General features: G+C 61.1%; 21 protein-coding genes. 17 read left to right on the forward strand and 4 right to left on the reverse strand.

What is annotated here, in order from left to right; translation table 11 throughout:
• Positions 1-99: 99 nt before the first annotated feature.
• The 9 genes from IB244_RS12395 (at position 100) to IB244_RS12435 (ending at position 9,250) form a co-directional block, all read left to right on the forward strand.
• Positions 100-1,296, forward strand: a complete 1,197-nt coding sequence (locus IB244_RS12395) for an HlyD family secretion protein (RefSeq protein WP_113471957.1) — start codon at positions 100-102, stop codon at positions 1,294-1,296.
• A gap of 19 nt (positions 1,297-1,315) precedes the next feature.
• Positions 1,316-2,908 carry a DHA2 family efflux MFS transporter permease subunit gene (locus tag IB244_RS12400; protein ID WP_018856523.1) on the forward strand — a complete coding sequence of 531 codons (1,593 nt, stop codon included), beginning with the start codon at positions 1,316-1,318 and terminating at the stop codon, positions 2,906-2,908.
• A gap of 147 nt (positions 2,909-3,055) precedes the next feature.
• The gene (locus IB244_RS12405) at positions 3,056-4,081 is read left to right on the forward strand and encodes a LacI family DNA-binding transcriptional regulator (protein ID WP_018856524.1); all 1,026 of its coding nucleotides are present in this window, start codon (positions 3,056-3,058) and stop codon (positions 4,079-4,081) included.
• 18 nt (positions 4,082-4,099) lie between these two features.
• A complete protein-coding gene (gene xylB / locus IB244_RS12410) occupies positions 4,100-5,554 on the forward strand; it encodes a xylulokinase (RefSeq protein WP_192304384.1) in 1,455 nt (484 codons plus the stop codon).
• Between the two features lie 39 nt (positions 5,555-5,593).
• Complete coding sequence (xylA, locus tag IB244_RS12415) at positions 5,594-6,904, forward strand: xylose isomerase (protein WP_192304386.1); 1,311 nt, start codon at positions 5,594-5,596, stop codon at positions 6,902-6,904.
• Positions 6,905-7,070: 166 nt separating this feature from the next.
• Complete coding sequence (locus IB244_RS12420; RefSeq protein WP_113471969.1) at positions 7,071-7,847, forward strand: phosphodiester glycosidase family protein; 777 nt, start codon at positions 7,071-7,073, stop codon at positions 7,845-7,847.
• Positions 7,848-7,956: 109 nt separating this feature from the next.
• Complete coding sequence (locus IB244_RS12425) at positions 7,957-8,349, forward strand: ester cyclase (protein ID WP_026371712.1); 393 nt, start codon at positions 7,957-7,959, stop codon at positions 8,347-8,349.
• A gap of 80 nt (positions 8,350-8,429) precedes the next feature.
• Complete coding sequence (locus tag IB244_RS12430; protein WP_018856529.1) at positions 8,430-8,651, forward strand: hypothetical protein; 222 nt, start codon at positions 8,430-8,432, stop codon at positions 8,649-8,651.
• Positions 8,652-8,779: 128 nt separating this feature from the next.
• Entirely contained in the window at positions 8,780-9,250 is a 471-nt protein-coding gene (locus IB244_RS12435) for a cupin domain-containing protein (RefSeq protein ID WP_018856530.1), read from the forward strand.
• A gap of 133 nt (positions 9,251-9,383) precedes the next feature.
• On the opposite strand, the gene IB244_RS12440 is transcribed toward IB244_RS12435, so the two are convergent.
• Both IB244_RS12440 and IB244_RS12445 read right to left on the reverse strand, forming a co-directional pair.
• On the reverse strand, positions 9,384-10,010 hold the full coding sequence (locus IB244_RS12440; protein ID WP_113471954.1) for an isochorismatase family cysteine hydrolase: 627 nt from the start codon (positions 10,008-10,010) through the stop codon (positions 9,384-9,386).
• 33 nt (positions 10,011-10,043) lie between these two features.
• Complete coding sequence (locus IB244_RS12445) at positions 10,044-10,568, reverse strand: hypothetical protein (protein WP_018856532.1); 525 nt, start codon at positions 10,566-10,568, stop codon at positions 10,044-10,046.
• Here IB244_RS12445 and IB244_RS31885 point away from each other — a divergent pair.
• Together IB244_RS31885 and IB244_RS12450 are read left to right on the forward strand one after the other, a co-directional pair.
• A complete protein-coding gene (locus tag IB244_RS31885; protein WP_156828743.1) occupies positions 10,557-10,769 on the forward strand; it encodes a hypothetical protein in 213 nt (70 codons plus the stop codon). The genes IB244_RS12445 and IB244_RS31885 overlap by 12 nt on opposite strands.
• Positions 10,770-10,791: 22 nt before the next feature.
• A complete protein-coding gene (locus tag IB244_RS12450) occupies positions 10,792-11,289 on the forward strand; it encodes a winged helix-turn-helix transcriptional regulator (protein WP_018856533.1) in 498 nt (165 codons plus the stop codon).
• 45 nt (positions 11,290-11,334) lie between these two features.
• Here the strand turns inward: IB244_RS12450 and IB244_RS12455 are convergent, their stop codons facing one another.
• The gene (locus tag IB244_RS12455; protein ID WP_018856534.1) at positions 11,335-12,366 is read right to left on the reverse strand and encodes a LacI family DNA-binding transcriptional regulator; all 1,032 of its coding nucleotides are present in this window, start codon (positions 12,364-12,366) and stop codon (positions 11,335-11,337) included.
• Positions 12,367-12,536: 170 nt separating this feature from the next.
• Here IB244_RS12455 and IB244_RS12460 point away from each other — a divergent pair, with 170 nt between their 5' ends.
• The 3 genes from IB244_RS12460 (at position 12,537) to IB244_RS12470 (ending at position 16,180) form a co-directional block, all read left to right on the forward strand.
• Entirely contained in the window at positions 12,537-14,060 is a 1,524-nt protein-coding gene (locus IB244_RS12460) for a sugar ABC transporter ATP-binding protein (protein WP_018856535.1), read from the forward strand.
• Between the two features lie 79 nt (positions 14,061-14,139).
• The gene (locus tag IB244_RS12465) at positions 14,140-15,144 is read left to right on the forward strand and encodes an ABC transporter permease (RefSeq protein ID WP_113471952.1); all 1,005 of its coding nucleotides are present in this window, start codon (positions 14,140-14,142) and stop codon (positions 15,142-15,144) included.
• A gap of 88 nt (positions 15,145-15,232) precedes the next feature.
• Complete coding sequence (locus tag IB244_RS12470; RefSeq protein WP_016556996.1) at positions 15,233-16,180, forward strand: substrate-binding domain-containing protein; 948 nt, start codon at positions 15,233-15,235, stop codon at positions 16,178-16,180.
• 64 nt (positions 16,181-16,244) lie between these two features.
• Here IB244_RS12470 and IB244_RS12475 read toward each other — a convergent pair whose 3' ends face one another.
• Positions 16,245-18,023: an adenylate/guanylate cyclase domain-containing protein gene (locus IB244_RS12475; protein ID WP_169682962.1), complete on the reverse strand. Its 1,779-nt coding sequence runs from the start codon at positions 18,021-18,023 to the stop codon at positions 16,245-16,247.
• Positions 18,024-18,308: 285 nt separating this feature from the next.
• Here IB244_RS12475 and IB244_RS12480 point away from each other — a divergent pair, with 285 nt between their 5' ends.
• The 3 genes from IB244_RS12480 (at position 18,309) to IB244_RS12490 (ending at position 21,174) form a co-directional block, all read left to right on the forward strand.
• Positions 18,309-19,361, forward strand: coding sequence for a sugar phosphate isomerase/epimerase family protein (locus IB244_RS12480; protein ID WP_025658891.1), 1,053 nt, complete (start codon positions 18,309-18,311; stop codon positions 19,359-19,361).
• A 115-nt stretch (positions 19,362-19,476) separates the two neighbouring features.
• Complete coding sequence (locus IB244_RS12485) at positions 19,477-20,664, forward strand: Gfo/Idh/MocA family protein (RefSeq protein WP_192304388.1); 1,188 nt, start codon at positions 19,477-19,479, stop codon at positions 20,662-20,664.
• 126 nt (positions 20,665-20,790) lie between these two features.
• Positions 20,791-21,174 (forward strand): hypothetical protein, encoded by a 384-nt coding sequence (locus tag IB244_RS12490; protein WP_018856540.1) that lies wholly within the window; start codon positions 20,791-20,793, stop codon positions 21,172-21,174.
• Positions 21,175-21,391 lie beyond the last annotated feature (217 nt).

Genomic DNA, 21,391 nt, shown 5'->3' on the forward strand with positions numbered 1-21,391 from the left:
TGGTTCGATACAGCTTGATATGAATGGAAAAAGGTTCTATGTCAACTGAACCGAACCGTTCAGTTCGATTAAATTCACTCAATTTGCCGGTAGTCGCCCATGTCGTCCAGTCCAAAAGCCAATGTTGCCCGCATCGTCAGCGAACCTGCTGAAACCGAGGGCAAGGCTCAGGAAGCAGCAGTCCCCACCGCGGAAGCACCGCGCGCGCCGCAGGCTCCTGCCGACACGCAGGCCGTTCCCGCTGAGAAGAAGAAAAAGCGCAGTCTTGCCCTGCCAATCATCGGCCTTGCGCTGCTCGCAGGCGCCGCATGGTACGGCTACGATTGGTGGACGACGGGCCGTTTCCTGGTCTCGACCGACGACGCTTACATCGAAGGCGATATCGCGACGATCTCGCCGAAGGTTACCGGCTATGTCGCCAAGGTGAACGTCGTTGCCAACCAGAATGTCAAGGCCGGCGACGTTCTGGCCTCGCTGGACGACGGCGACTACAAGCTCGCCCTCGATCAGGCGGTGGCTTCTCTCGATACCGAAACGCTCTCGCTGCAGCGTATTGACGCGCAGATTGCCGGTGGTCAGGCAAGCCTCGACCAGGCCAAGGCCCAGAAGACGGCTTTGGAAGCCACCGTTCGCGGTGCGCAGATCACACAGACCCGCGCCGCGGAACTGCAATCCAAGTCTGTCGGTACGACCGCTAACCTCGACGCCGCGAACATTGCTCTCGACCAGGCAAAGGCAAACCTGATTGGCGGTGATGCGGCGATCGCATCCGCGGAAGCAAATGTAACGCTGCTGCAGGCGCAGCGCCGCGAGGCCGAAGGCACGATCCGCCAGCTCGAGCTTGCGCGCGACAAGGCTGCCCGCGATCTCTCCTTCACGGTCCTGAAAGCGCCCTATGATGGCGTCGTCGGCAATCGCTCGGTGCAGGAGGGCGATCTGGTGTCGCCCGGCCAGCGTCTGATGGCGCTCGTCCCGGTTCGTCAGCTCTTTATCGACGCGAACTTCAAGGAAACGCAGATCCAACATCTGGTGCCGGGCTCCAAGGTCAACGTGCATGTCGATGCTTATGGCGACCATCCGATCGTCGGCACGGTTGAATCGATTTCGCCGGCTTCCGGCTCCGTCTTCTCGCTGCTGCCCCCGGAAAACGCCACGGGCAACTTCACGAAGATCATTCAGCGCGTGCCGGTTCGTATCTCGCTGCCGCAGGATGCTCTCGACAGCGGTCGCCTGCGCGCAGGCCTGAGCGTGGTTGTTGATGTCGACACGCGCACGGCGCCGGATGCGACCAAGTAAATCCTGACGAGGTAGGCCGATGGCCGCGAGCGCAACAGTTGGAACCGTTCCGGCCACTCCAGCGGCCACGGATCATATGGATCCACGCAAGCTCATCGCGTTCTTCGCGATGGTGCTCGGCATGTTCATGTCGATCCTCGATATCCAGATCGTGTCGGCATCGCTTGCCGAAATCCAGGCTGGCCTCAGCGCTGGTTCGGACGAGATCGGCTGGGTGCAGACCTCCTATCTGATCGCCGAAGTCATCATGATTCCGCTGTCGGGCACGCTCGCGCGCATCGTCTCGACACGATACCTGTTTGCGGCTTCCGCTGCTGGCTTCACCATGGCGAGCGCGCTCTGTGCTACGGCGACGAACATCGACCAGATGATCGTCTACCGCGCCATCCAGGGCTTCATCGGCGGCGGCATGATTCCGTCGGTCTTTGCGGCAGCCTTCACGATCTTCCCGCCCTCCAAGCGCAGCATCGTCTCGCCGATCATCGGCCTGATCGCCACGCTTGCTCCGACCATCGGCCCGACGGTCGGCGGCTATCTCAGCCACGCCTTCTCGTGGCACTGGCTGTTCCTGGTCAACATTGTCCCGGGCATCATTGTGACGATCGTCACTTGGAATTTCATCGATTTCGATAAGCCGGAATTCGCGCTGATCAAGAAGTTCGATTGGTGGGGCCTGTTGTCGATGGGCGTCTTCCTCGGCGCGCTTGAGTATGTGTTGGAGGAAGGCAATTCCAACGACTGGTTCAACGACAGCTATATCTTCATGGGCGCGATCGCCTCTGCAATCGCTGCCGTTGTCTTCTTCTATCGGGCCTTCACCGTTGATTTCCCGGTCGTCGACCTGAGGGCCTTCACGAACCGAAACTTTGCCTTCGGCTCCGTGTTTTCCTTCGTCATGGGTATCGGCCTCTATGGCTTGACCTATATCTACCCCGTCTACCTCGGGCGCATTCGCGGCTATGACTCGCTGATGATCGGCGAAACGATGTTCGTATCGGGCCTCGCGATGTTCTTCACCGCGCCAATTGCCGGAAAGCTATCGACGAAGATGGATCTGCGGCTGATGATGGTGATCGGTTTCGCCAGCTTCGCGGCCGGTACCTACATCATGACGCATCTGACCCAGGACTGGGACTTCTACGAGCTCCTCATTCCGCAGATCTTCCGCGGCTTCGGGCTGATGATGTGCATGGTGCCGATCAACAATATCGCGCTCGGCACGATGCCGCCGGCCCGTATGCGCGGCGCGTCGGGCCTCTTCAACCTGACTCGTAACCTCGGCGGCGCCGTGGGGCTGGCGATCATCAACACCGTGCTGACGAACCGGCAGGATGTTCATTACGAGCGGCTGCGCGAGAATATCGATTGGGGAAATCCCGCCGCGATCGACCAGATGAACAACATGGCGGCGAACTTCGACGCCTACGGCATGGATGGCGCGGTTGTTGCCATCAAGCAGATGGTCGGGCTCGTGACGAAGCAGGCAATCGTCCTGTCCTTCAGTGATGTTTTCCTGATGCTGACCGTGCTGTTCCTGGCGATGATCCTGGGCGTCGCGATGCTGGACAAGCCTGCACCCCAAGGCGGAGGTGGTGGCGGCGGAGGCCACTGACCACTCTTGAAATCAGGGTTTAGGGCCGGCCTGGGACACCACGCCGGCCCTCATTTTTTGCATAAAGATTTGACGTGAACGGAAACGTTTGCAGTTTTTGATTTACGTACATCAAATTTGGAGCTAAAGGTCTCGTCAGGAGGAGAGATGAGACCAACAGTCCACGATATCGCTGCTGCGGCAGGCGTCAGCCTGGCAACCGTTGACCGGGTTTTGAACCAGCGGCCGGGCGTGCGTCACGTGACGCGCGAGAAGGTCGAGAACGCCATTCGCGAGATCGGCTATGTCAGGGACGTTGCCGCTGCCAATCTCGCCAAGGGCCGGACCTATCCGCTCGTGTTCATCCTTCCGACCAGCGACAATTCTTTCATGCATGGGCTGAATGACGAGGTGCAAGCCGCGATTGCGCGGTCGTCCGTGGAGCGAACGCAAATCCGCACCGTCGAGGTGCCGGCGTTCGATCCGGGCGCGCTCGTCGGGGTTCTGGACGAACTTGGAGAAGAGCGGCCTTCGGGGGTCGCGCTTGTCGCCACCGATGCGCCTGAGGTGCGCGACGCTGTCGATCGGCTGGTGAAGGACGGTATTCCCGTCGTGACGCTGGTTTCGGATCTCACCGGTTCGCAGCGGCATCACTATGCCGGTGTCGACAATATTGCCGCCGGACGCACAGCCGCACGGCTGCTGGGGCGTTTCTTGGGCGGCAGCAAGGGGGAGGTCGCGGTGCTCGCCGGCTCGATGCTGGTCCGCGACCATCGCGAACGCCTCGAGGGTTTTGCTGCCGTCATGGCCGCGGAGTTTCCATCGCTCTCCATCCTTCCCGTCATTGAGGGGCGCGACGATCCTGACATGGCGCATATGCTGGTGGCGGATGCGTTGTCGAAGAAAAGCGGCATCATCGGCGTCTACAGCCTCGGCGCCGGTAATCGCGGCCTGATCAAGGCACTGAAGGAAAAGGCGGTCGACCGGTCGCTGACGGTCGTCGCGCACGAATTGACGGCCCATACTCGCGCCGCGCTCCTTGATGGAACGATTGATGCAATTCTGAACCAGAATGCAGGCCATGAGGTGCGCAGCGCTATCCGCGTCCTCAAGGCGAAGGCGGACGGACTTTCCGTCATCGAGGCGCAGGAGCGCATCCGCCTCGACATATTTCTGAAAGATAATCTGCCGTAACGGCAAAGGGAGAAACACATGTATCTGGGTCTCGATCTCGGAACCTCCGGCGTCAAAGCCATGCTGATCGATGGCGATCAGAAGATCATAGGCTCGGCCAATGGTTCGCTCGACGTCTCGCGCCCGCATTCCGGATGGTCGGAGCAGGAGCCCTCGCACTGGATCCGCGCGACGGAAGAGGCTGTAGCCGGGTTAAAGGCAAAGCATCCGAAGGAACTCGCTGCCGTGAAGGGCATTGGCCTTTCCGGCCAGATGCACGGCGCAACCCTGCTCGATGCCGAGGATAAGGTGCTGCGCCCCTGCATTCTGTGGAACGATACGCGCTCTTATGTCGAGGCAGCCGCGCTGGATTCCGATCCGCGTTTCCGCAGGCTGACCGGCAACATCGTTTTCCCCGGCTTTACCGCGCCAAAGCTTGCCTGGGTCGCCAAGCATGAGCCGAAAATCTTCGCCAAGGTCGCCAAGGTGCTGCTGCCGAAGGACTATCTGCGCCTCTGGCTGACCGGCGAGCACATTTCGGAAATGTCGGACTCTGCCGGCACCTCGTGGCTCGACACCGGCAAGCGCAAGTGGTCATCAGAGCTTCTTGCGGTCACCGGCCTCGATGAAAAGCAGATGCCTCATCTGATCGAAGGCACGGAGCAGGGCGGCAAGCTGCGCGGCGAGCTGGCCAGCAAGTGGGGAATCTCCGGAAGTGTCGTCGTTGCCGGCGGCGCCGGCGATAATGCCGCTTCCGCCTGCGGCATGGGCACGGTCAGCGATGGCGCGGCCTTCGTGTCGCTTGGCACCTCGGGCGTTCTCTTCGCGGCCAATGCGGCCTATTTGCCGAAGCCGGAAAGCGCCGTGCATGCGTTCTGCCATGCGCTGCCGAATACCTGGCATCAGATGGGCGTCATCCTCTCGGCGACGGACGCGCTGAACTGGCACTCCAGCGTCACGGGACAGTCGGCGGCTGACCTGACCACTGAACTCGGTGAAACGCTGAAAGCGCCGTCGGGCGTCACCTTCCTTCCCTATCTCTCGGGCGAGCGCACGCCGCACAACGATGCCGTCATCCGCGGTGCGTTCATCGGCCTCGAGCATGAGAGCAGCCGCGTGGTGCTGACCCAGGCTGTTCTCGAAGGCGTGTCCTTCGCGATCCGCGACAATCTCGAAGCGCTGCGTTCTGCGGGCACGGATATTTCCCGCGTCACCGCGATCGGCGGCGGCTCGCGCTCGCGCTATTGGCTGGCCTCGATTGCTACGGCGCTCGGTGTGCCGGTCGACCTGCCGGCTGACGGTGACTTCGGCGCAGCGTTTGGCGCGGCCCGCCTCGGCCTGATCGCCGCGACTGGCGCAGATCCGGTTGCGGTCTGCACACCACCGAAGACGGCGGGCACGATCGAGCCCGTCGCGGCGCTCTCCGGCGCTTACGAAGATTCCTACAAGCGCTATCGCGCTCTCTATCCGGCGATCAAATCGCTGCAGCACTGAACCCAGAACAACAATCCCGAAACCCAAGGAGACATGGACATGAGCACCGGATTTTTCGGCGACATCCAGAAGATCAAATATGAAGGCCCGGACAGCAAGAACCCGCTGGCCTTCCGCCACTACAACAAGGACGAAGTCGTTCTCGGCAAGCGCCTGGAAGATCATCTGCGCTTCGCGGTCGCCTACTGGCACACCTTCGCCTGGCAGGGCGGCGATCCCTTCGGCGGCCAGACTTTCCTGCGCCCCTGGTTCGAAGATACGATGAAGGCCGCCAAGCTGAAGGCCGACGTTGCGTTCGAACTTTTCCAGTTGCTCGACGCGCCCTACTACTGCTTCCATGACGCCGACGTGCGCCCGGAAGGCAAGAACTTCGCCGAAAACACCAAGAACCTGAACGAGATCGTCGACTACTTCGCCGAAAAGCAGGCCGCATCAGGCGTCAAGCTGCTCTGGGGTACCGCGAACCTCTTCTCGAACCGCCGCTTCATGTCGGGTGCGGCCACCAACCCGGATCCGGAAGTCTTCGCCTACTCCGCCGCGACGGTTAAGACCTGCATGGACGCCACGGCCAAGCTCGGTGGCGAGAACTACGTTCTCTGGGGCGGCCGCGAAGGCTATGAGACCCTGCTCAACACCGACCTCAAAAAGGAACTCGACCATCTCGGCCGCTTCCTCAACCTCGTCGTCGAGTACAAGCACAAGATCGGCTACAAGGGCACGATCCTCATCGAGCCGAAGCCGCAGGAGCCGACCAAGCACCAGTACGACTACGACGTCGCGACGGTCTACGGCTTCCTCAAGAAGCACGGCCTCGAAAACGAAGTGAAGGTCAACATCGAACAGGGCCACGCGATCCTCGCCGGCCACTCCTTCGAGCACGAACTGGCACTCGCGAACGCGCTCGGCATCTTCGGCTCGATCGACATGAACCGCAACGACTACCAGTCGGGCTGGGATACCGACCAGTTCCCGAACAACGTTCCGGAAATGGCGCTCGCCTACTACTACGTCCTGCAGGGCGGCGGCTTCACCACCGGCGGCACCAACTTCGACGCCAAGCTTCGCCGCCAGTCGCTCGATCCGGAAGATCTGCTGATCGGCCATATCGGCGGCATGGATGCCTGCGCCCGCGGTCTCAACGCTGCTGCCAAGATGATCGAGGACAAGGCTCTGTCCGGCCCGCTCGATGCCCGCTACGCCGGCTGGGATTCGGCCGAAGGCCAGAAGCTCGCCCGCGGCGAATACTCGCTCGAGCAGATCGCCGAGTGGGTCGAAGCCAAGGACATCAACCCGCAGCCGAAGTCCGGCAAGCAGGAACTGCTCGAAAACATCGTCAACCGTTACGTTTAATCGGCGGTTGATTGTGGAGGAGAGGGCCGGGAGCGAGAGCTTGCCGGCCCTTTTTCGTTGATGGGGACGGCGCGCGGTCGTCGCCTTGACGATTCAGGCGAGATAGGATGCCAAGGGTACACTGCGGGCGGCCGGATGGCGATCTGAAAAGAAGGGCATGGCTACGATGGCCTATCTCAGACAGGGCATGCTTGCCATAGCAGCGATGTTGGCAGCGGCGATATCTGTAGGGGCAGCTTCCCCCCAGCCCTGCGTGCAGGATACCTTCGGAGGGGAGGCCTATATCGTCTGCACCGTCGAGAAAGAAGAAGGCGATCTGCGCTTGTTCTGGAAGAACGCGGATGGAGAGCCTTATCGGGATTTCTCCAGCGTCGCCGAGGCCGTTCGCAACAAGGGACAGACCTTGGCGTTCGCGGTCAATGCCGGCATGTATCTGCCTGATTTTTCGCCGATCGGCCTCTATGTGGAAGACGGCCAGGAATTGCGGCCCGTCAACCGCACCGAGAGAGACGGCGCCGCCTCGGGTCCCGTGCCGAACTTCTATAAAAAGCCGAATGGCGTGTTCTTCATCGATGGCGCCGCCACCGGAATACTTCCGACGCAAGAATTTTTGAAACGCCGGTCGGAGGTCCGGTTCGCCACCCAGTCCGGTCCGATGCTGGTCATCGGCAACAAGCTGAACCCGATCTTTATCGTCGGATCGACGGACCGCACCCGTCGTGGCGGGGTCGGCATCTGCGCCGATGGCGCGGTGCGCTTCGCAGTCAGTGAAGACAGGGTGAATTTCCACGACTTCGCGCGCTTGTTCCGCGATCATTTGTCCTGCCCGAATGCGCTGTTTCTCGACGGTGGCCGCGGTGTCGGGCTCTACAGTCCGGCCCTTGGGCGCAACGACAAATCCTGGCATGGCGGGTTCGGCCCTATGTTCGGGCTGGTGGAGTGACGCAGGGGCTGCGTCGCGTTCGAAGCGGTCGGATCATCCCGATATGCGGTTGCCAAATCTCGGCGTCATCCTACTTGGCCTCGGGACCATAACACCCGGAGGCGATGCCGTGTCCAAAGCCGACCTTGCTGCCGTCTATCGAGACTACATCGCCTGTCTGAACCGCCAGAATTGGACGGCGCTCGACCAGTTCGTTCATCCCGATGTTCACTACAATGGAGCGCGAATCGGGCTGTCCGGCTATCGCCAGATGCTGGAGGGCGACTTTCTTGCGATTCCGGACCTACATTTCGACATCGATTTCCTGATTTCCGAGCCGCCCCGCGTGGGAAGCCGCCTGCGGTTTGATTGCACGCCGAAAGGGCTCCTGTTTGGCATGCCGGTGAACGGCAAGAGGGTCTCGTTCACTGAAAACGTGTTCTATGAGTTCCGGGACGGGCGGATCGAGGAGGTCTGGTCTGTCATCGACAAGGCGGCAATCGCATCGCAGCTGCAGCAATGACGCCGCCGCTTCAATCATTCGCGCTTGCGCAGCCAAGGCTCGAGAGCGTAGACCGCCTTGCTGCGAACGGGGGTTGATAAATGAGCGACAGTGAACGTGATTGGAGCGCCGCCCTCGTGCAGGCCGTCGCCGATAGTCCCAAGCGCGACAACAGCGCCTATCACGCGGCCATGGCCGAGGCACGCCAGGCGTTTGAAGCCGCCGAGGCTGCTCTGGGCGGGCCGGTGCAGGTCAAGACGAAAACCAAGATGAAGCGAAGCGGCGAATACGTCGTGAAATGGGTGTTCAAGCGGGTGAAATGACCTGCCGGCGGTCGGTCGGACGACCGAAGAACGCTTGCCTAGAGATGGTCCGCGGACGTATTCTTGGCTTTCGCGAGCCTGCCCCAGCGCTCAGCCGAGGTTGAAGGCCTGGCGAGAGGGAGGATATCATGAAGATCGCATCGATATTCGCAGTCGGCTTGATTGGATTCTGCGGGGCTGCATCGCTCGCTCTGGCGGAGGATGCGCACACTATATTCGCTCCCGGTGATATCAAGTGGGTCGAGGCCCCCAAGGTGCTTCCGGCCGGAGCACAAGCGGCGGTCTTGTTCGGCAATCCCACCAAGAAAGGCTTGTTTGCGCTTCGGCTAAAGGTGCCGTCGGGATATGCGATCCCGCCGCATACACATCCTGGCTATGAAGTTGTGACGATCCTATCCGGGACTGCCAAATTTGGCATGGGCAAAACCGCTGATCGGAGTGCCACGAAGGCACTGGCTGCGGGTAGTTTCTTTGCCCTGCCGCCGGGCACGGCGCATTTCGTCTACTTCGACGATGAGACCGTACTCCAAATCAACACGAACGGCCCTTGGGGCATCAAGTACGTCAACCCGGCGGATGATCCCCAGAAGTCGCAATAGCCAGTTGCCGGGTGAATGCCAATTGCTCCCGCCGCCAAGCGCGGCGGGACGTCCCGGCCGGTGTCGGATGGCGGCGTCACGTTGCCTCTTGGCGCGCACGGTGGGAGAACCGGCGCGCCTTCCAATGCAGTCGTTACGCCGTGGGCAAGGCCGCAATCACTTCGTCGGTCGTCAGGATCGCATGTGCGAAGGTCGGCGCGCTGAGCTCGTGTGCGGCGTGCATCAATTCATGCGAGAAGGCGGCCGTCGCATCGCGCACGAGAGTCACGTGATAGCCAAGCTCCATGGCGTAGCGGGCGGTCGTATCGATGCAGGTATTGGCCAGCAGTCCGACCACGATCACATGGGTGATGCCCTTCTGCTTCAGTCGGAAATCCAGGTCGGTGTTGGCGAAGCCGCTTTGCCCCCAATGTTCCTTGGCGACGATGTCGCCAGGTTTCGGCGCAAAATCCGGGTGCCATTCGCCACCCCATTCGCCGCGCGCGAACTGGTGTTGGTGCATGATCCGTTGTTGGGTGGGGTTGGGATGATCCCAATCCTCATAATCACCCGGCTCCCACCGCCGGTGCGGGGCGATGGCCACCTGAATGCCCGCCGCGCGTATGGCGCCATCCAGCCGGCGGAGGTTATCGAGAAGCGCGACCTCATCGGCGATCGGCTTGAGGCGCGGATAAACCTTCCCGCCCTCGGACAGGAAGTCGTTGAAGGGATCGACGAGGAGCAAGGCGGTCGTTTGCTTGCTGTAATTCGGCTTTGACATGACTGTCTCCAATAAGCTGAGGTGTTTCGGGACTTAGTTGCGAAGTGCGGCACGCTCGATGCTGGCCGCAAAGAGTGGCGTTTCGCCCTTGTTGTGCGCAATCGACATCGGCTGACGCTGTGCGCGAAAGACGTCGAAAGGAATGCCCTGCCTATCGAGAAAGGCCTTGAATTCTTCCGTTGCTCTGGACCGAACGTGGTTCGTGAATTCGCAGGTCTGATCGTCGATTCGTTTGACGCTGAGTTCCCAAAGCACATGGATCGTCGTGCGGCCTGTCGGCGTGACTATATCCGAAACGGATTCCAGGATCAGGTGATCCTTTTCACCCAGGGTCTCGACATAGTGCTGAACCATCAGGCTGCCGCCGATCGTCTCGACATTGATCGACATGCGCCTACCGTCGGGGGCCGTCGTAAAGCCGGCGGCGATGTGTGCCGGAGAGCAGCGTTGGTACTCGTCTTCGGGGAGCGTGAAGCACCATTTCGGAATGTCGACCTTCTCGATCGGTGCGTTGATGACGGCGGTAAAGCTTGAATCGACGATTTCATGATCACTCATGACGGGTTCCTTTCGCTGCTGGATGAGCTTGATTTCGGCGCGACGTCGCCACGCAACTCCTTTGAGTGGGCAGTGCTATGCGCCTGCATTGCCGATGCTCCTGCTTGGGCCATGTCGCTCCTTTCAGCGCGGGCCAGATGGCCGGTTGCGCTTGCTTTAATGACTCCTTATATTAACTATGAAAATCATATCTACAAGTAACTATGAAAAAGAAAGTTACGCTATGGAGAAAGATTCTGCACCAGACACGCTGTGCCCGGTTGCTCGCTCGGAGGCGGTTGTCGGGGATCGTTGGACCGTGCTTGTTCTGCGCGAGCTGTTCATGCGCAGTCACCGGTTCGAAGAAATTCAGGCGCAAACTGGCGGGACCCCGCAGATGATCGCAACGCGCCTGAAGTCATTGGAAGCCGAAGGCATTGTGGAGCGCCGTCGCTACAGCGAGCGGCCGCCGCGCTACGAGTATCACCTGACGGAAAAGGGCGAAGCATTCTACCCGGTGATACTGGCGCTGCGCGCCTGGGGCGAGACCTGGCTGAAGTCGGGTGACGAAGGCCGCGCCGTGCAATACACGCACCTTTGCTGCGGCAAGCCGGCGGGGCTTGGGCCGACATGCGAATCGTGCGGCCAGCCGATAAGACGGGAAGATTTGAGTACTGAGCTCAATCCGGCCTATCAGCGCGAACGGGACGCGCGATGGGAGGCATTCAAGGGCAGTCGATGATCAATGTTTGATTGTATCGACGGTGCGGACGCTACGCCGTTCGCTTTAGCGTTTCGTCCAGCGACGCGATGGTGCGCCAACGGAGTTGCGTACCACTAGGTCCGGGCGCAGCAGGATTTCGGTTTCCGCCGGTTGGCCGTCGGACAGGAATTCCAGAAGAAGCGCCATGGCCTGCTTTCCGATCAAGGTTCGCGGCTGGCGGATGGTGGTCAGCGGCGGCGACATGAACACGGCCTGCGGCACGTCATCGAAGCCGGTCACGGAGAAGTCTTTCGGAATGTCGTAACCGCGGGCATTCAGTCCGATCATCACGCCGATCGCCGTCTGGTCGTTGACGCACATGAAGGCGGTCGGCAGCGTGTCGCGCATGAAGAGCTGCTCGACGGCATGGCGGCCGCTCTCTAGCGTTCCATCGCCTTCGAGCACGATGCGCATATCTGGCGCAACGCCCGCCGCATCGAGCCCCGCGTCGTAGCCCTGACGCCGGCGGCTATAGGCAAGGCGTGTGCGCGAATCGCCGATGAAGGCGATCTTGCGATGGCCCTCTGCCAGCAGCAGATCGACGGCCTTTCTGGCGCCTTCCACATCATCCACGCCGACATAAGGAATGCCGCCGTTGAAAACCGGCTCGAAGACCCCGACGCTGGGCGGCAGGCGGGCGGTCATCGTCTGGTGGCCGAAGGGCAGGATGCCGGTGAAGAGGATCAGCCCGGCGGCCTGGTTGGAATTCAGGAACTTCAGATATTCGAGGCCGCGCTGCGCATCGTTCTGCGTGTGACCGATCAGGATGCCATAGCCGTGGGCGCGCGCCTCGTTCTCGAGGCCGACCAGAATGTTGGAGAAGTTTGGGTCGCCGATGTCAGGAGCAACCACGAGAATCATATTCGACCGACCGAGCCGCAGGCTGCGCGCCATGGCATTGGTCGTGTAACCGGTGATGGCGATTGCCTGGTTGACCTTCAGGCGCGTGGAGTTGGCGACCTTCTCCGGCGTGTGGATCGCCCGCGATACCGTCGCGATCGAAACCTCGGCGATCCGAGCGACGTCTTCTATGGTTGCGGGCGTGGAATTCGACACTGCGTCCTGCCTTGGGATGCCTTCGCCGCGACACTACACAGACTTGCCGGGAGGTCAAACGCGCCGACCTGCAGATCTGTGTGTAACAATGATGTAAACCTTTACATACGTCGTGTAAAGGTTTACATATGGCTTCAAGCGGATGGGAGCCGCAGGGAGGAAATCAGTCAATGAGTGTGGATTCTGCCGACACCGCGCCCGTGGTGTTGTCCGCGCGGCGCATCTGCAAGTCGTTCAGCGGCGTGCAAGTCCTCTTCAGTGTCAATTTCGATCTGCGTGCCGGTGAGATCCATGCTCTCATGGGTGAAAACGGCGCGGGCAAATCGACCTTGGTCAAGGTCATGTCCGGTTTCGAGCAGCCGAGTTCGGGCGAGATCCTGCTCGACGGCCAGCCGGTCGTCTTGCCGGCCAACGGCGCGGCCGAAGCGCTCGGCATCGTTCTCATCCACCAGGAATTCAATCTTGCCGAACATCTGACGGTGACCGAGAGCCTTTTCCTTGGCCGCGAAGTCACGCGGTTCGGCGTGCTTGACCGCAAACACATGCGCGCCGAGACCCGCAAGGCACTCGATCTGCTCGGTTCGCATGTCGACGAGAATGCCATCATCGGCACATTGTCGATCGCCGACAAGCAGATGGTGGAAATCGCCAAGGCAATCAGTCGCGATGCCCGCGTCGTCATCATGGATGAACCGACAGCCGTGCTTTCGCGCGAAGAGACGAACTTCCTGTTCCGGCAGGTGCGCAAGCTGCGTGACAAGGGAACAAGCTTTATCTTCGTATCGCATAAGCTCGACGAGGTGATGGAAATCACCGACCGGGTGACCGTGCTGCGCGATGGCCAGTGGGTCAAGACTGCGCCGACGGCGATGCTCGACGGCGAATCCATCGCGCAGCTGATGGTCGGGCGCGAGCTTTCAAGTCTCTATCCGACCAAGGTCGAGCCCAATGTCGACGAGGAAATCGTCCTTCGGGTCGAAAGTGTCTCGACGGGTTATGTTCAGGATGCCAGCTTCGAGGTCCGCAAGGGTGAGATCATCGGCTTCTCAGGCATGATTGGCTCCGGTCGCACGGAGCTGATGGAGGCGGTCGCCGGGCTTCGGAACCGTGCCGCGGGCGAGGTCCACATTGGCGGTGAATCGATTCCGTCAGGCGATGTACATGCCGCCAATCGCGCCGGCCTTGCCTACATGACGAAGGATCGGAAGTCGAAGGGCCTGCTTCTGCGCTCCGGCATGATGACCAATCTGACGCTGCAATCGCTCGGCCAGCATTCGCGACACGGCTATCTCAGCCCGAGCAGCGAGGCGCAGGCGCTCGCCAAGGCAAGGCGGCGCTTTGATATCCGGGTTCGCGACACCAACATCGTTGCCGGGCGTATGTCGGGCGGCAACCAGCAGAAGCTGCTGCTTGCTAAGGTCATGGAGACCGAGCCCGAGATCATCATCATCGACGAGCCGACGCGGGGCATCGACGTCGGCACCAAGCAGCAGATCTATCATTTCATCTCCGCGCTGGCGCGCGACGGTCGATCCATCATTGTCGTCTCCTCGGAGATGCCGGAGGTGATCGGCCTTTGCACGCGCGTCGCCGTGATGCGCGAGGGACGGATCGTCGGCGTGCTCGAGGGCGACGAGATTTCCGAGCAGGAGATCATGCGCTACGCCGCCGGATTGAAGAAGAAAGCCGCCTGACGGTGGCGGGGAGGCGCTGCGCTCGGCGCGCCGTAAAGTATGATGCCCATCGAATTGAGGGCGGGAGGTTGGTTTGGAGATGAGTGTGAACGAGGAGACCAGGGAAATCAGCCGTCGCCCCTGGCGGGATATCGATCTCAGGGCGGTCGCGCCCTTTGCAGCCCTGATACTGCTCTTGATCGTCGGCGCGCTGGTCAATCCGAACTTTATCGGCATCACCAACCTCGCCAACGTCGCGACGCGCTGCGCCTTTATCGCCATTATCGCTGTCGGCGCCACATTCGTGATTTCCGCAGGCGATCTTGATCTGTCCGTCGGCTCGATGGTGGCCTTTGTCGCCAGCCTGATGATCCTTTTGATGAATTCCGGCGTGATTGCCGACCCGACACTGATGCTGGCGGCCGCGGTCGTGTTTACGCTCGTCGCCGGTGCGCTCTGCGGACTGGCCAATGGTCTGATCACCACGGTCGGCAGGATCGAGCCGTTCATCGCCACGCTCGGCACCATGGGCATCTATCGCGGCCTGACGACATGGCTTAGCCAAGGCGGCGCGATCACGCTGCGCTCGGCCGACATCCAGACGCTTTACCGTCCGGCTTATTTCGGCAGCATTTTCGGCGTGCCGGTTCCGATCGTCGTGATCCTGGCAGTTACTGCCGTTGCGGCCTTCATTCTCTACCGCACGCGCTATGGTCGCCATGTCGTTGCTGTCGGTTCCAATAGTGATGTCGCGCGTTACTCCGGCATTGCGGTCAATCGCGTGCGCACGATCGCCTTTGTCATCCAGGGGCTCTGCGTTGCCATCGCGGTGCTGCTTTATGTGCCGCGCCTCGGCTCGACCTCGGCAACAACCGGCATTCTCTGGGAACTGCAGGCGATCACCGCCGTAGTCGTCGGCGGCACGGCGCTCAAGGGCGGCGCTGGCCGCGTCTGGGGGACCATCTGCGGTGCCTTCATTCTCGAACTCGTCGGTAACATCATGCTGCTGTCGAACTTCATCAGCGAATATCTCATCGGTGCGATCCAGGGTGCGATCATCATCATCGCCATGCTGGTGCAGCGCTCGCTGGTCCGCAAATCGTAAGCGGACTGGTTCCAGGAATTGGCCGGGATCACAGGGCGTCCGGTTGACGGGTAGGAAAAGTCCCTGACGTTTATTGGGAGGAAATAGAATGCGCAAACTCATGTTGGGTCTTGCGGTTGCGGCCGTCACGCTGGCGGGTACCGCATACGCACAGGACAAGAAGTTCACCATCGGCGTCTCGATTCCGGCAGCCGACCATGGTTGGACCTCGGGCGTCGTGTTCCACGCCGAACGCATCGCCAAGAAACTGATGGAACAGCATCCGGGCCTGAACGTCATCGTCAAGACTTCGCCGGACGCCGCCAGCCAGGCGAACGCTGTGCAGGACCTTGATACACAGGGCATCGACGCCCTCGTCATCCTGCCGTCGGATCCGGATCCGCTCGTCAACGCCATCAAGGAAGTCAAAGGTAAGGGCAAGTACGTCGCGCTCGTCGACCGTGCGCCCTCGACCAACGATGACACCGTCCGTGACCTTTATGTCGCTGGCAACAACCCGGCGCTCGGTGAAGTCGCTGGCAAGTACATCGCTGCGCAGACGCCGGACGCCGAAGTCGTCGTCATTCGCGGCCTGCCTATCCCGATCGATCAGCAGCGCCAGGACGGCTTCGACAAGGGCATTGCCGGCTCCAAGGTCAAGGTTCTCGACCGCCAGTACGGTAACTGGAACCGCGACGATGCCTTCAAGGTCATGCAGGACTATCTGACGAAGTACCCGAAGATCGACGTGGTCTGGTGCCAGGACGACGACATGGCTGTCGGCGTGCTGCAGGCGATCGAGCAGGCCAAGCGTACCGACATCAAGTATGTTGTCGCCGGCGCCGGCTCCAAGGACATGGTCAAGAAGGTCATGGACGGCGACAAGCTGATCCCGGTCGACGTTCTTTATCCGCCGGCAATGGTTGGCACGGCCATGGAGCTGACGGCTGCTGGTCTCTACGGCCAGGTTCCGGTTCGCGGCACCTTCGTCCTCGACGCGACGCTTGTCACGAAGGACAATGCGAAGGACTTCTACTTCCCGGATTCTCCGTTCTGATCCGAAGAATCTAATGCGGCGCCCGTTCGACAGGACGGGCGCCTTTCTTTGACAGTGTCGCTTGCTAGTCCGGCAGGCCGGCCTTGGCGAGGTCCGTGATGCAGCGGTCGATGAAGGCTTCGGTCATGACGGGATTATCGCCGAAATAGAACTCTCGGCGGGCGTCAGTGCAGGTCATCCCCGGCCGGAAGCGATGAAGCCTCGCAACTGCTTCTCGCGCCTCGTCGGTTTCGCCACCCACCCTTCCGAGGGCGGCAGCCAGAAAGATCGCTGGCCAGAAGGTGGCGTTCGGCGAGCGGAGCGATGCGCGCGCTGCCTTGGCCGCTTCCGCCATGTTGCCCAATTGATAGTTTGCGATGGCGAGAACGTTATGGAAGGTCCACAGATGCGGGTCGCGAGGACTGAGCCGAAACGCTTCCTTGATCTCCTCTATGCCTTCCGCAGGGCGTTCGACGTAGCAGAGGACCTGACCGAGCGCGAAGTGAGCCTGCGCAAAGCTCTGGTCCAGCTGCAAGGCGTTGCGCAGATGCACAAGCCCGGCCTCCGTCGCGCCATCAAGCGCCAGCGCCCTTCCCAGGGCGAGGTGCGCCGCGGGTTCTCTCTGGTCGGATATGATCGCGCGTTCGGCAAGCTCGATCGCATCGCAGATCCGCTCCGCGCGTTCATTGAGGGGGCCATACCAGCCGAGCTGAATGTGAACATAAGCCAGTCGCGCCTGCGCCTGCGCGAACGTCGGGTCAATACTGATTGCCTGCTCGAAGAGCGCCTTGGCGGTCTTCAATTCATCAAGCGTGAACCGATAGAGATGCCAGAGGCCCTTCAGGTAGATTTCCCAGGCATCCATGTCGAACACCGTGCGGCCACGAAGGGCGGCGAATTCGATGGAGCCCAGTTCCGGCTCGATCGTGCCGGTGATTTCCGAGGCAAGCTGGTCCTGAACCTCGAAGATGTCGGCCAGCGTCCGGTCGTAGCGTTCCGCCCAGAGCAGCGTGCCATCCGTGCCGTTCAGCAATTGCGCGGTGACGCGAACGCGATCTGCCGCGCGGCGCACGCTGCCTTCCAGCACGTACTTGACGCCAAGGTCCTCCGCTACCTGTTGCGCATTGGCCTGCCGGCCCTTGTAGCTGAACGACGAGTTACGGGCTGCGACCAGCAGCCAGCGACAGCGCGCCAACGTGGCGATCAGCTCGTCCGTGAAGCCATCCGAGAAATGTTCCTGGCCCTCGATGCTCGACATGTTGCTGAAGGGCAGCACCGCGATGGAGGGCCGATTGCGGACGGGGCCTGTGACCGGATCCTTCGGCGCGGCAGGCGAGGGAGGCGGTTCGCTTTCCGCCGTCCACCGCCAGACACGGATCGGTCGCTCGATGTTCTTGAGCTTGCGGTTGCCGAAATCAATCGCCCTGAAGTCAAGCTTCGACCGGATCTGGTCATTGACCTGCTGGGAGACGCAGATGCCGCCTGGAGGCGCCAGCGCCTGCAGGCTTGCGGCGACATTCACGCCGTCGCCGAAGATGTCCTCGTCTTCGACCAGCACATCATCAACGTGGATGCCGATGCGCCACAACATGCGCCGATCCGGCTCGACGGCCTCATTCAGCGCAAGCAATGCTCTCTGGATGTCCATGGCACAGCCGACGGCATCGACGACGCTCGCAAATTCAGCCAACGTGCCGTCGCCGACGAATTTGACCACGCGCCCATGATGTCTGCCGATGCTGGGGACAATGACTTCGCTGTTGTGCGCTTTCAGCATTGCGAAAGTGCCGCTTTCGTCAAGGCCCATCAGCCGGGAAAAGCCGACCACATCAGCATCCAAGATTGCTGCCAGACGCCGCGTCATGCGCCACCCTCCTGGTTTCAAGACAGTAACACGGCACTGCGCGATGTCCACCGCAGTAAGAAGCGATGGGTTCGCCGGCCGGCGTCCCCATCGTGACGGTGTGGCGACGAGAAATGCGGTACGTACATCTTGCAGCCCGAGACCGACCGTGGTTAAGTCGGCCGCCTTCGATCTCCGCCCGGTGGGGAAGATTTGTAGTTTCGCCGAAATCGGCTTGCAGACTTCAAATCGCGTGCTAGAACACTATCAAAAACGTTTACGGTCATCTTTTAGGGAGGAATTGACATGAAAACGATCAAGGGTCCAGGCCTGTTCCTTGGCCAGTTCGCGGGCGATGCCGCGCCTTTCAATTCGTGGGATTCGATCACCAAATGGGCAGCCGACATCGGCTACAAGGGCGTGCAGGTTCCGACCTGGGCGGGCCAGCTGATCGATCTCAAGAAAGCAGCGTCCTCGAAGGATTATTGTGACGAATTCGCCGGCGTCGCACGCCAGAACGGCGTCGAAGTCACCGAGCTTTCCACCCATCTTCAGGGCCAGCTCGTCGCCGTGCATCCGGCCTATGACGAAGCCTTCGACGGCTTTGCAGCACCTGAGGTGCGCGGCAATCCGAAGGCGCGTCAGGAATGGGCTGTCGAACAGGTCAAGATGGCGCTGACGGCGTCCAAGCACCTCGGCATCAAGGCACATGCGACCTTCTCCGGCGCGCTCGCCTGGCCCTTCATCTATCCGTGGCCGCAGCGCCCGGCCGGTCTTGTCGAAACCGCCTTCGACGAGCTTGCCAAGCGCTGGACGCCGATCCTCGACCATGCCGACGAAAACGGCGTCGACGTCTGCTACGAAATCCATCCGGGCGAAGACCTGCACGACGGTATCACGTTCGAGATGTTCCTCGAGCGCGTGAAGAACCATCCGCGCGCCAACATGCTCTATGATCCGTCGCACTATGTGCTGCAGTGCCTGGATTACCTCGACAACATCGACATCTACAAGGACCGGATCAAGATGTTCCACGTCAAGGATGCCGAGTTCAACCCGACCGGTCGCCAGGGCGTCTATGGCGGTTACCAGGGCTGGGTCGAGCGTGCCGGCCGCTTCCGTTCGCTCGGCGACGGCCAGGTCGATTTCGGCGCGGTCTTCTCGAAGATGACGGCCAACAACTTCGACGGCTGGGCCGTGGTCGAATGGGAATGCGCGCTGAAACATCCGGAGGATGGCGCCCGCGAAGGTGCCGAGTTCGTCAAGGCGCACATCATTCGCGTCACCGAGAAGGCGTTTGACGACTTCGCAGCGGGCGGTACGGACCAGGCGGCCAACCGCCGCATGCTCGGTCTCTGAGGCCGCGGCCCTCTCGACAGGAGGGCTGATTGGAACGCAGCGGGGAAGGGCTCTCCCTTCCCCAGCCGACCGAGGGAAGGGCTGTTTCTGCCCTACGCAAATTCAGGAGGAACCAATGGCAATTGAAGCATCTACAGAACAGGCGCGCGAACCGCGCATCCGTCTCGGCATGGTCGGCGGCGGTGCCGGCGCGTTCATCGGCGCCGTTCACCGCATCGCGGCCCGCATCGACGACCAGTACGATCTGATATCAGGCGCGCTGTCGTCAACGCCGGAAAAGGCGATTGCATCGGGCCGCGACCTCGGCCTCGATCCGTCGCGCATCTATTCCAGCTATCGCGAGATGGCGATCCGCGAAGCCAAGCTGAAGAACGGCATCGAGGCGGTTTCGATCGTCACGCCGAACCATGTGCACTATGACGCCGCGAAGGAATTCCTGCGTCGCGGCATTCACGTCATCTGCGACAAGCCGCTGACCTCGAACCTTGCCGACGCCAAGAAGCTGAAGAAGGTCGCCGACGAGAGCGGCGCTCTCTTCATCCTCACGCACAACTACACCGGCTATCCGATGGTTCGCCAGGCACGCGAGATGATCGCCAATGGCGAACTCGGCGACATCCGGATCGTCCAGGCCGAATATCCGCAGGATTGGCTGACCGAGGCCGTCGAGCAGACAGGCGCCAAGCAGGCCGTGTGGCGCACCGACCCGGCGCAGTCGGGTGCGGGCGGCTCGACCGGCGATATCGGCACGCATGCCTATAACCTCGCGTCCTTCGTATCAGGCCTCGAACTCGACAGCCTGGCTGCGGATCTCGACAGCTTTGTGCCCGGCCGGCGGCTGGACGACAACGCTCACGTTATGCTTCGCTTCAAGGCGAAGGGGTCGGAGAAGGCGGCCAAGGGCATGCTCTGGTGCAGCCAGGTGGCCCCCGGCCATGAGAACGGTCTGAAGGTCCGCGTCTATGGCACCAAGGGCGGTCTCGAATGGGTTCAGGCCGATCCGAACTATCTGTGGTTTACGCCGTTCGGCGAGCCGAAGCGCCTGATCACCCGCAACGGCGCCGGTTCCGGCCCGGCGGCGGCCCGCGTTTCGCGCATCCCGTCCGGTCACCCGGAGGGCTATCTCGAAGCCTTCGCGACGATCTACACGGAAGCTGCGCACGCAATCAACGCGCACAAGAAGGGCAAGGCGGTCGACAAGGCCGTCGTTTACCCGACCGTTGATGACGGCGTGAAGGGCGTTGCCTTCGTCGAAGCCTGTGTGGCTTCTTCGAAGAAGAACGGTGCCTGGGTCAAGGTCTGATCCTCACTCGACTACTCTGACGGATAAAACTAATGAGCGCGTTTCCTAGAATATTAGGATGCGCGCTCATTGTCGTTTAACAATGCTATGGCAGAAAATGCGCGCAACCACATGGAGAGATGGTCGATGAAAGTTTCTGCCAAAGTTCTGACATGCGCGTTTGCGCTCGCTGCGTTTCCGGCATTGTCGCAGGAAGTCCCCAACCGCGCACCGAACTTCTACGCCGGCGAGCGTGCTCTCGGCACGGTCAAGGTGCAGACGACGATGTCCCTCTCGGTGCCTGTTGAGGTCGGGCAGGAAATCGGTGAACAGATCAAGGCAGCCCAGAAAGGGCTCTACACGATGGCTAGCGAGCAATGTGATCTCATCCTGCAGGCACTGGCCGAAAGCTGCCAGATCACCAACCTCACCAGCAGCGTGGATCTCAATCGCGGTGGGCGCAACGAAATCCTCGTGAATGCCGCAGTGACAATGGCCGTGAAGGTCAAGGACGCAGCGAAGGGGCCCTAACCAGCACGGCGTCATTGAGACGCCGAAGTGCAAGCCCGCTTCGATTTATCCGGCAAAGGGTGGCCAGGTCAGGCACGGACCGTCGCCGGTTTGCGGTTCCGCCCGATATCGCCTTGATTTCAGCCCTCTGCCCGCCTAGATTGCGGCCATCGCCAATACCAACAGGATGTGTGCAGCAATGGATTCCACGCCGATCGCAACGCCAGCTCGCCTTGCC

The organism is Rhizobium sp. RHZ02, assembly GCF_014851575.1.
Lineage (GTDB): Bacteria > Pseudomonadota > Alphaproteobacteria > Rhizobiales > Rhizobiaceae > Rhizobium > Rhizobium altiplani.

Coding starts and splice junctions, on each gene's coding strand:
- IB244_RS12395 (WP_113471957.1), top strand. CDS start 100: ATGTCGTCCAGTCCAAAAGCCAATGTTGCCCGCATCGTCAGCGAACCT.
- IB244_RS12400 (WP_018856523.1), top strand. CDS start 1,316: ATGGCCGCGAGCGCAACAGTTGGAACCGTTCCGGCCACTCCAGCGGCC.
- IB244_RS12405 (WP_018856524.1), top strand. CDS start 3,056: ATGAGACCAACAGTCCACGATATCGCTGCTGCGGCAGGCGTCAGCCTG.
- xylB (WP_192304384.1), top strand. CDS start 4,100: ATGTATCTGGGTCTCGATCTCGGAACCTCCGGCGTCAAAGCCATGCTG.
- xylA (WP_192304386.1), top strand. CDS start 5,594: ATGAGCACCGGATTTTTCGGCGACATCCAGAAGATCAAATATGAAGGC.
- IB244_RS12420 (WP_113471969.1), top strand. CDS start 7,071: ATGGCCTATCTCAGACAGGGCATGCTTGCCATAGCAGCGATGTTGGCA.
- IB244_RS12430 (WP_018856529.1), top strand. CDS start 8,430: ATGAGCGACAGTGAACGTGATTGGAGCGCCGCCCTCGTGCAGGCCGTC.
- IB244_RS12435 (WP_018856530.1), top strand. CDS start 8,780: ATGAAGATCGCATCGATATTCGCAGTCGGCTTGATTGGATTCTGCGGG.
- IB244_RS12440 (WP_113471954.1), bottom strand. CDS start 10,010: ATGTCAAAGCCGAATTACAGCAAGCAAACGACCGCCTTGCTCCTCGTC.
- IB244_RS31885 (WP_156828743.1), top strand. CDS start 10,557: ATGATCACTCATGACGGGTTCCTTTCGCTGCTGGATGAGCTTGATTTC.
- IB244_RS12445 (WP_018856532.1), bottom strand. CDS start 10,568: ATGAGTGATCATGAAATCGTCGATTCAAGCTTTACCGCCGTCATCAAC.
- IB244_RS12450 (WP_018856533.1), top strand. CDS start 10,792: ATGGAGAAAGATTCTGCACCAGACACGCTGTGCCCGGTTGCTCGCTCG.
- IB244_RS12460 (WP_018856535.1), top strand. CDS start 12,537: ATGAGTGTGGATTCTGCCGACACCGCGCCCGTGGTGTTGTCCGCGCGG.
- IB244_RS12465 (WP_113471952.1), top strand. CDS start 14,140: ATGAGTGTGAACGAGGAGACCAGGGAAATCAGCCGTCGCCCCTGGCGG.
- IB244_RS12470 (WP_016556996.1), top strand. CDS start 15,233: ATGCGCAAACTCATGTTGGGTCTTGCGGTTGCGGCCGTCACGCTGGCG.
- IB244_RS12475 (WP_169682962.1), bottom strand. CDS start 18,023: ATGACGCGGCGTCTGGCAGCAATCTTGGATGCTGATGTGGTCGGCTTT.
- IB244_RS12480 (WP_025658891.1), top strand. CDS start 18,309: ATGAAAACGATCAAGGGTCCAGGCCTGTTCCTTGGCCAGTTCGCGGGC.
- IB244_RS12485 (WP_192304388.1), top strand. CDS start 19,477: ATGGCAATTGAAGCATCTACAGAACAGGCGCGCGAACCGCGCATCCGT.
- IB244_RS12490 (WP_018856540.1), top strand. CDS start 20,791: ATGAAAGTTTCTGCCAAAGTTCTGACATGCGCGTTTGCGCTCGCTGCG.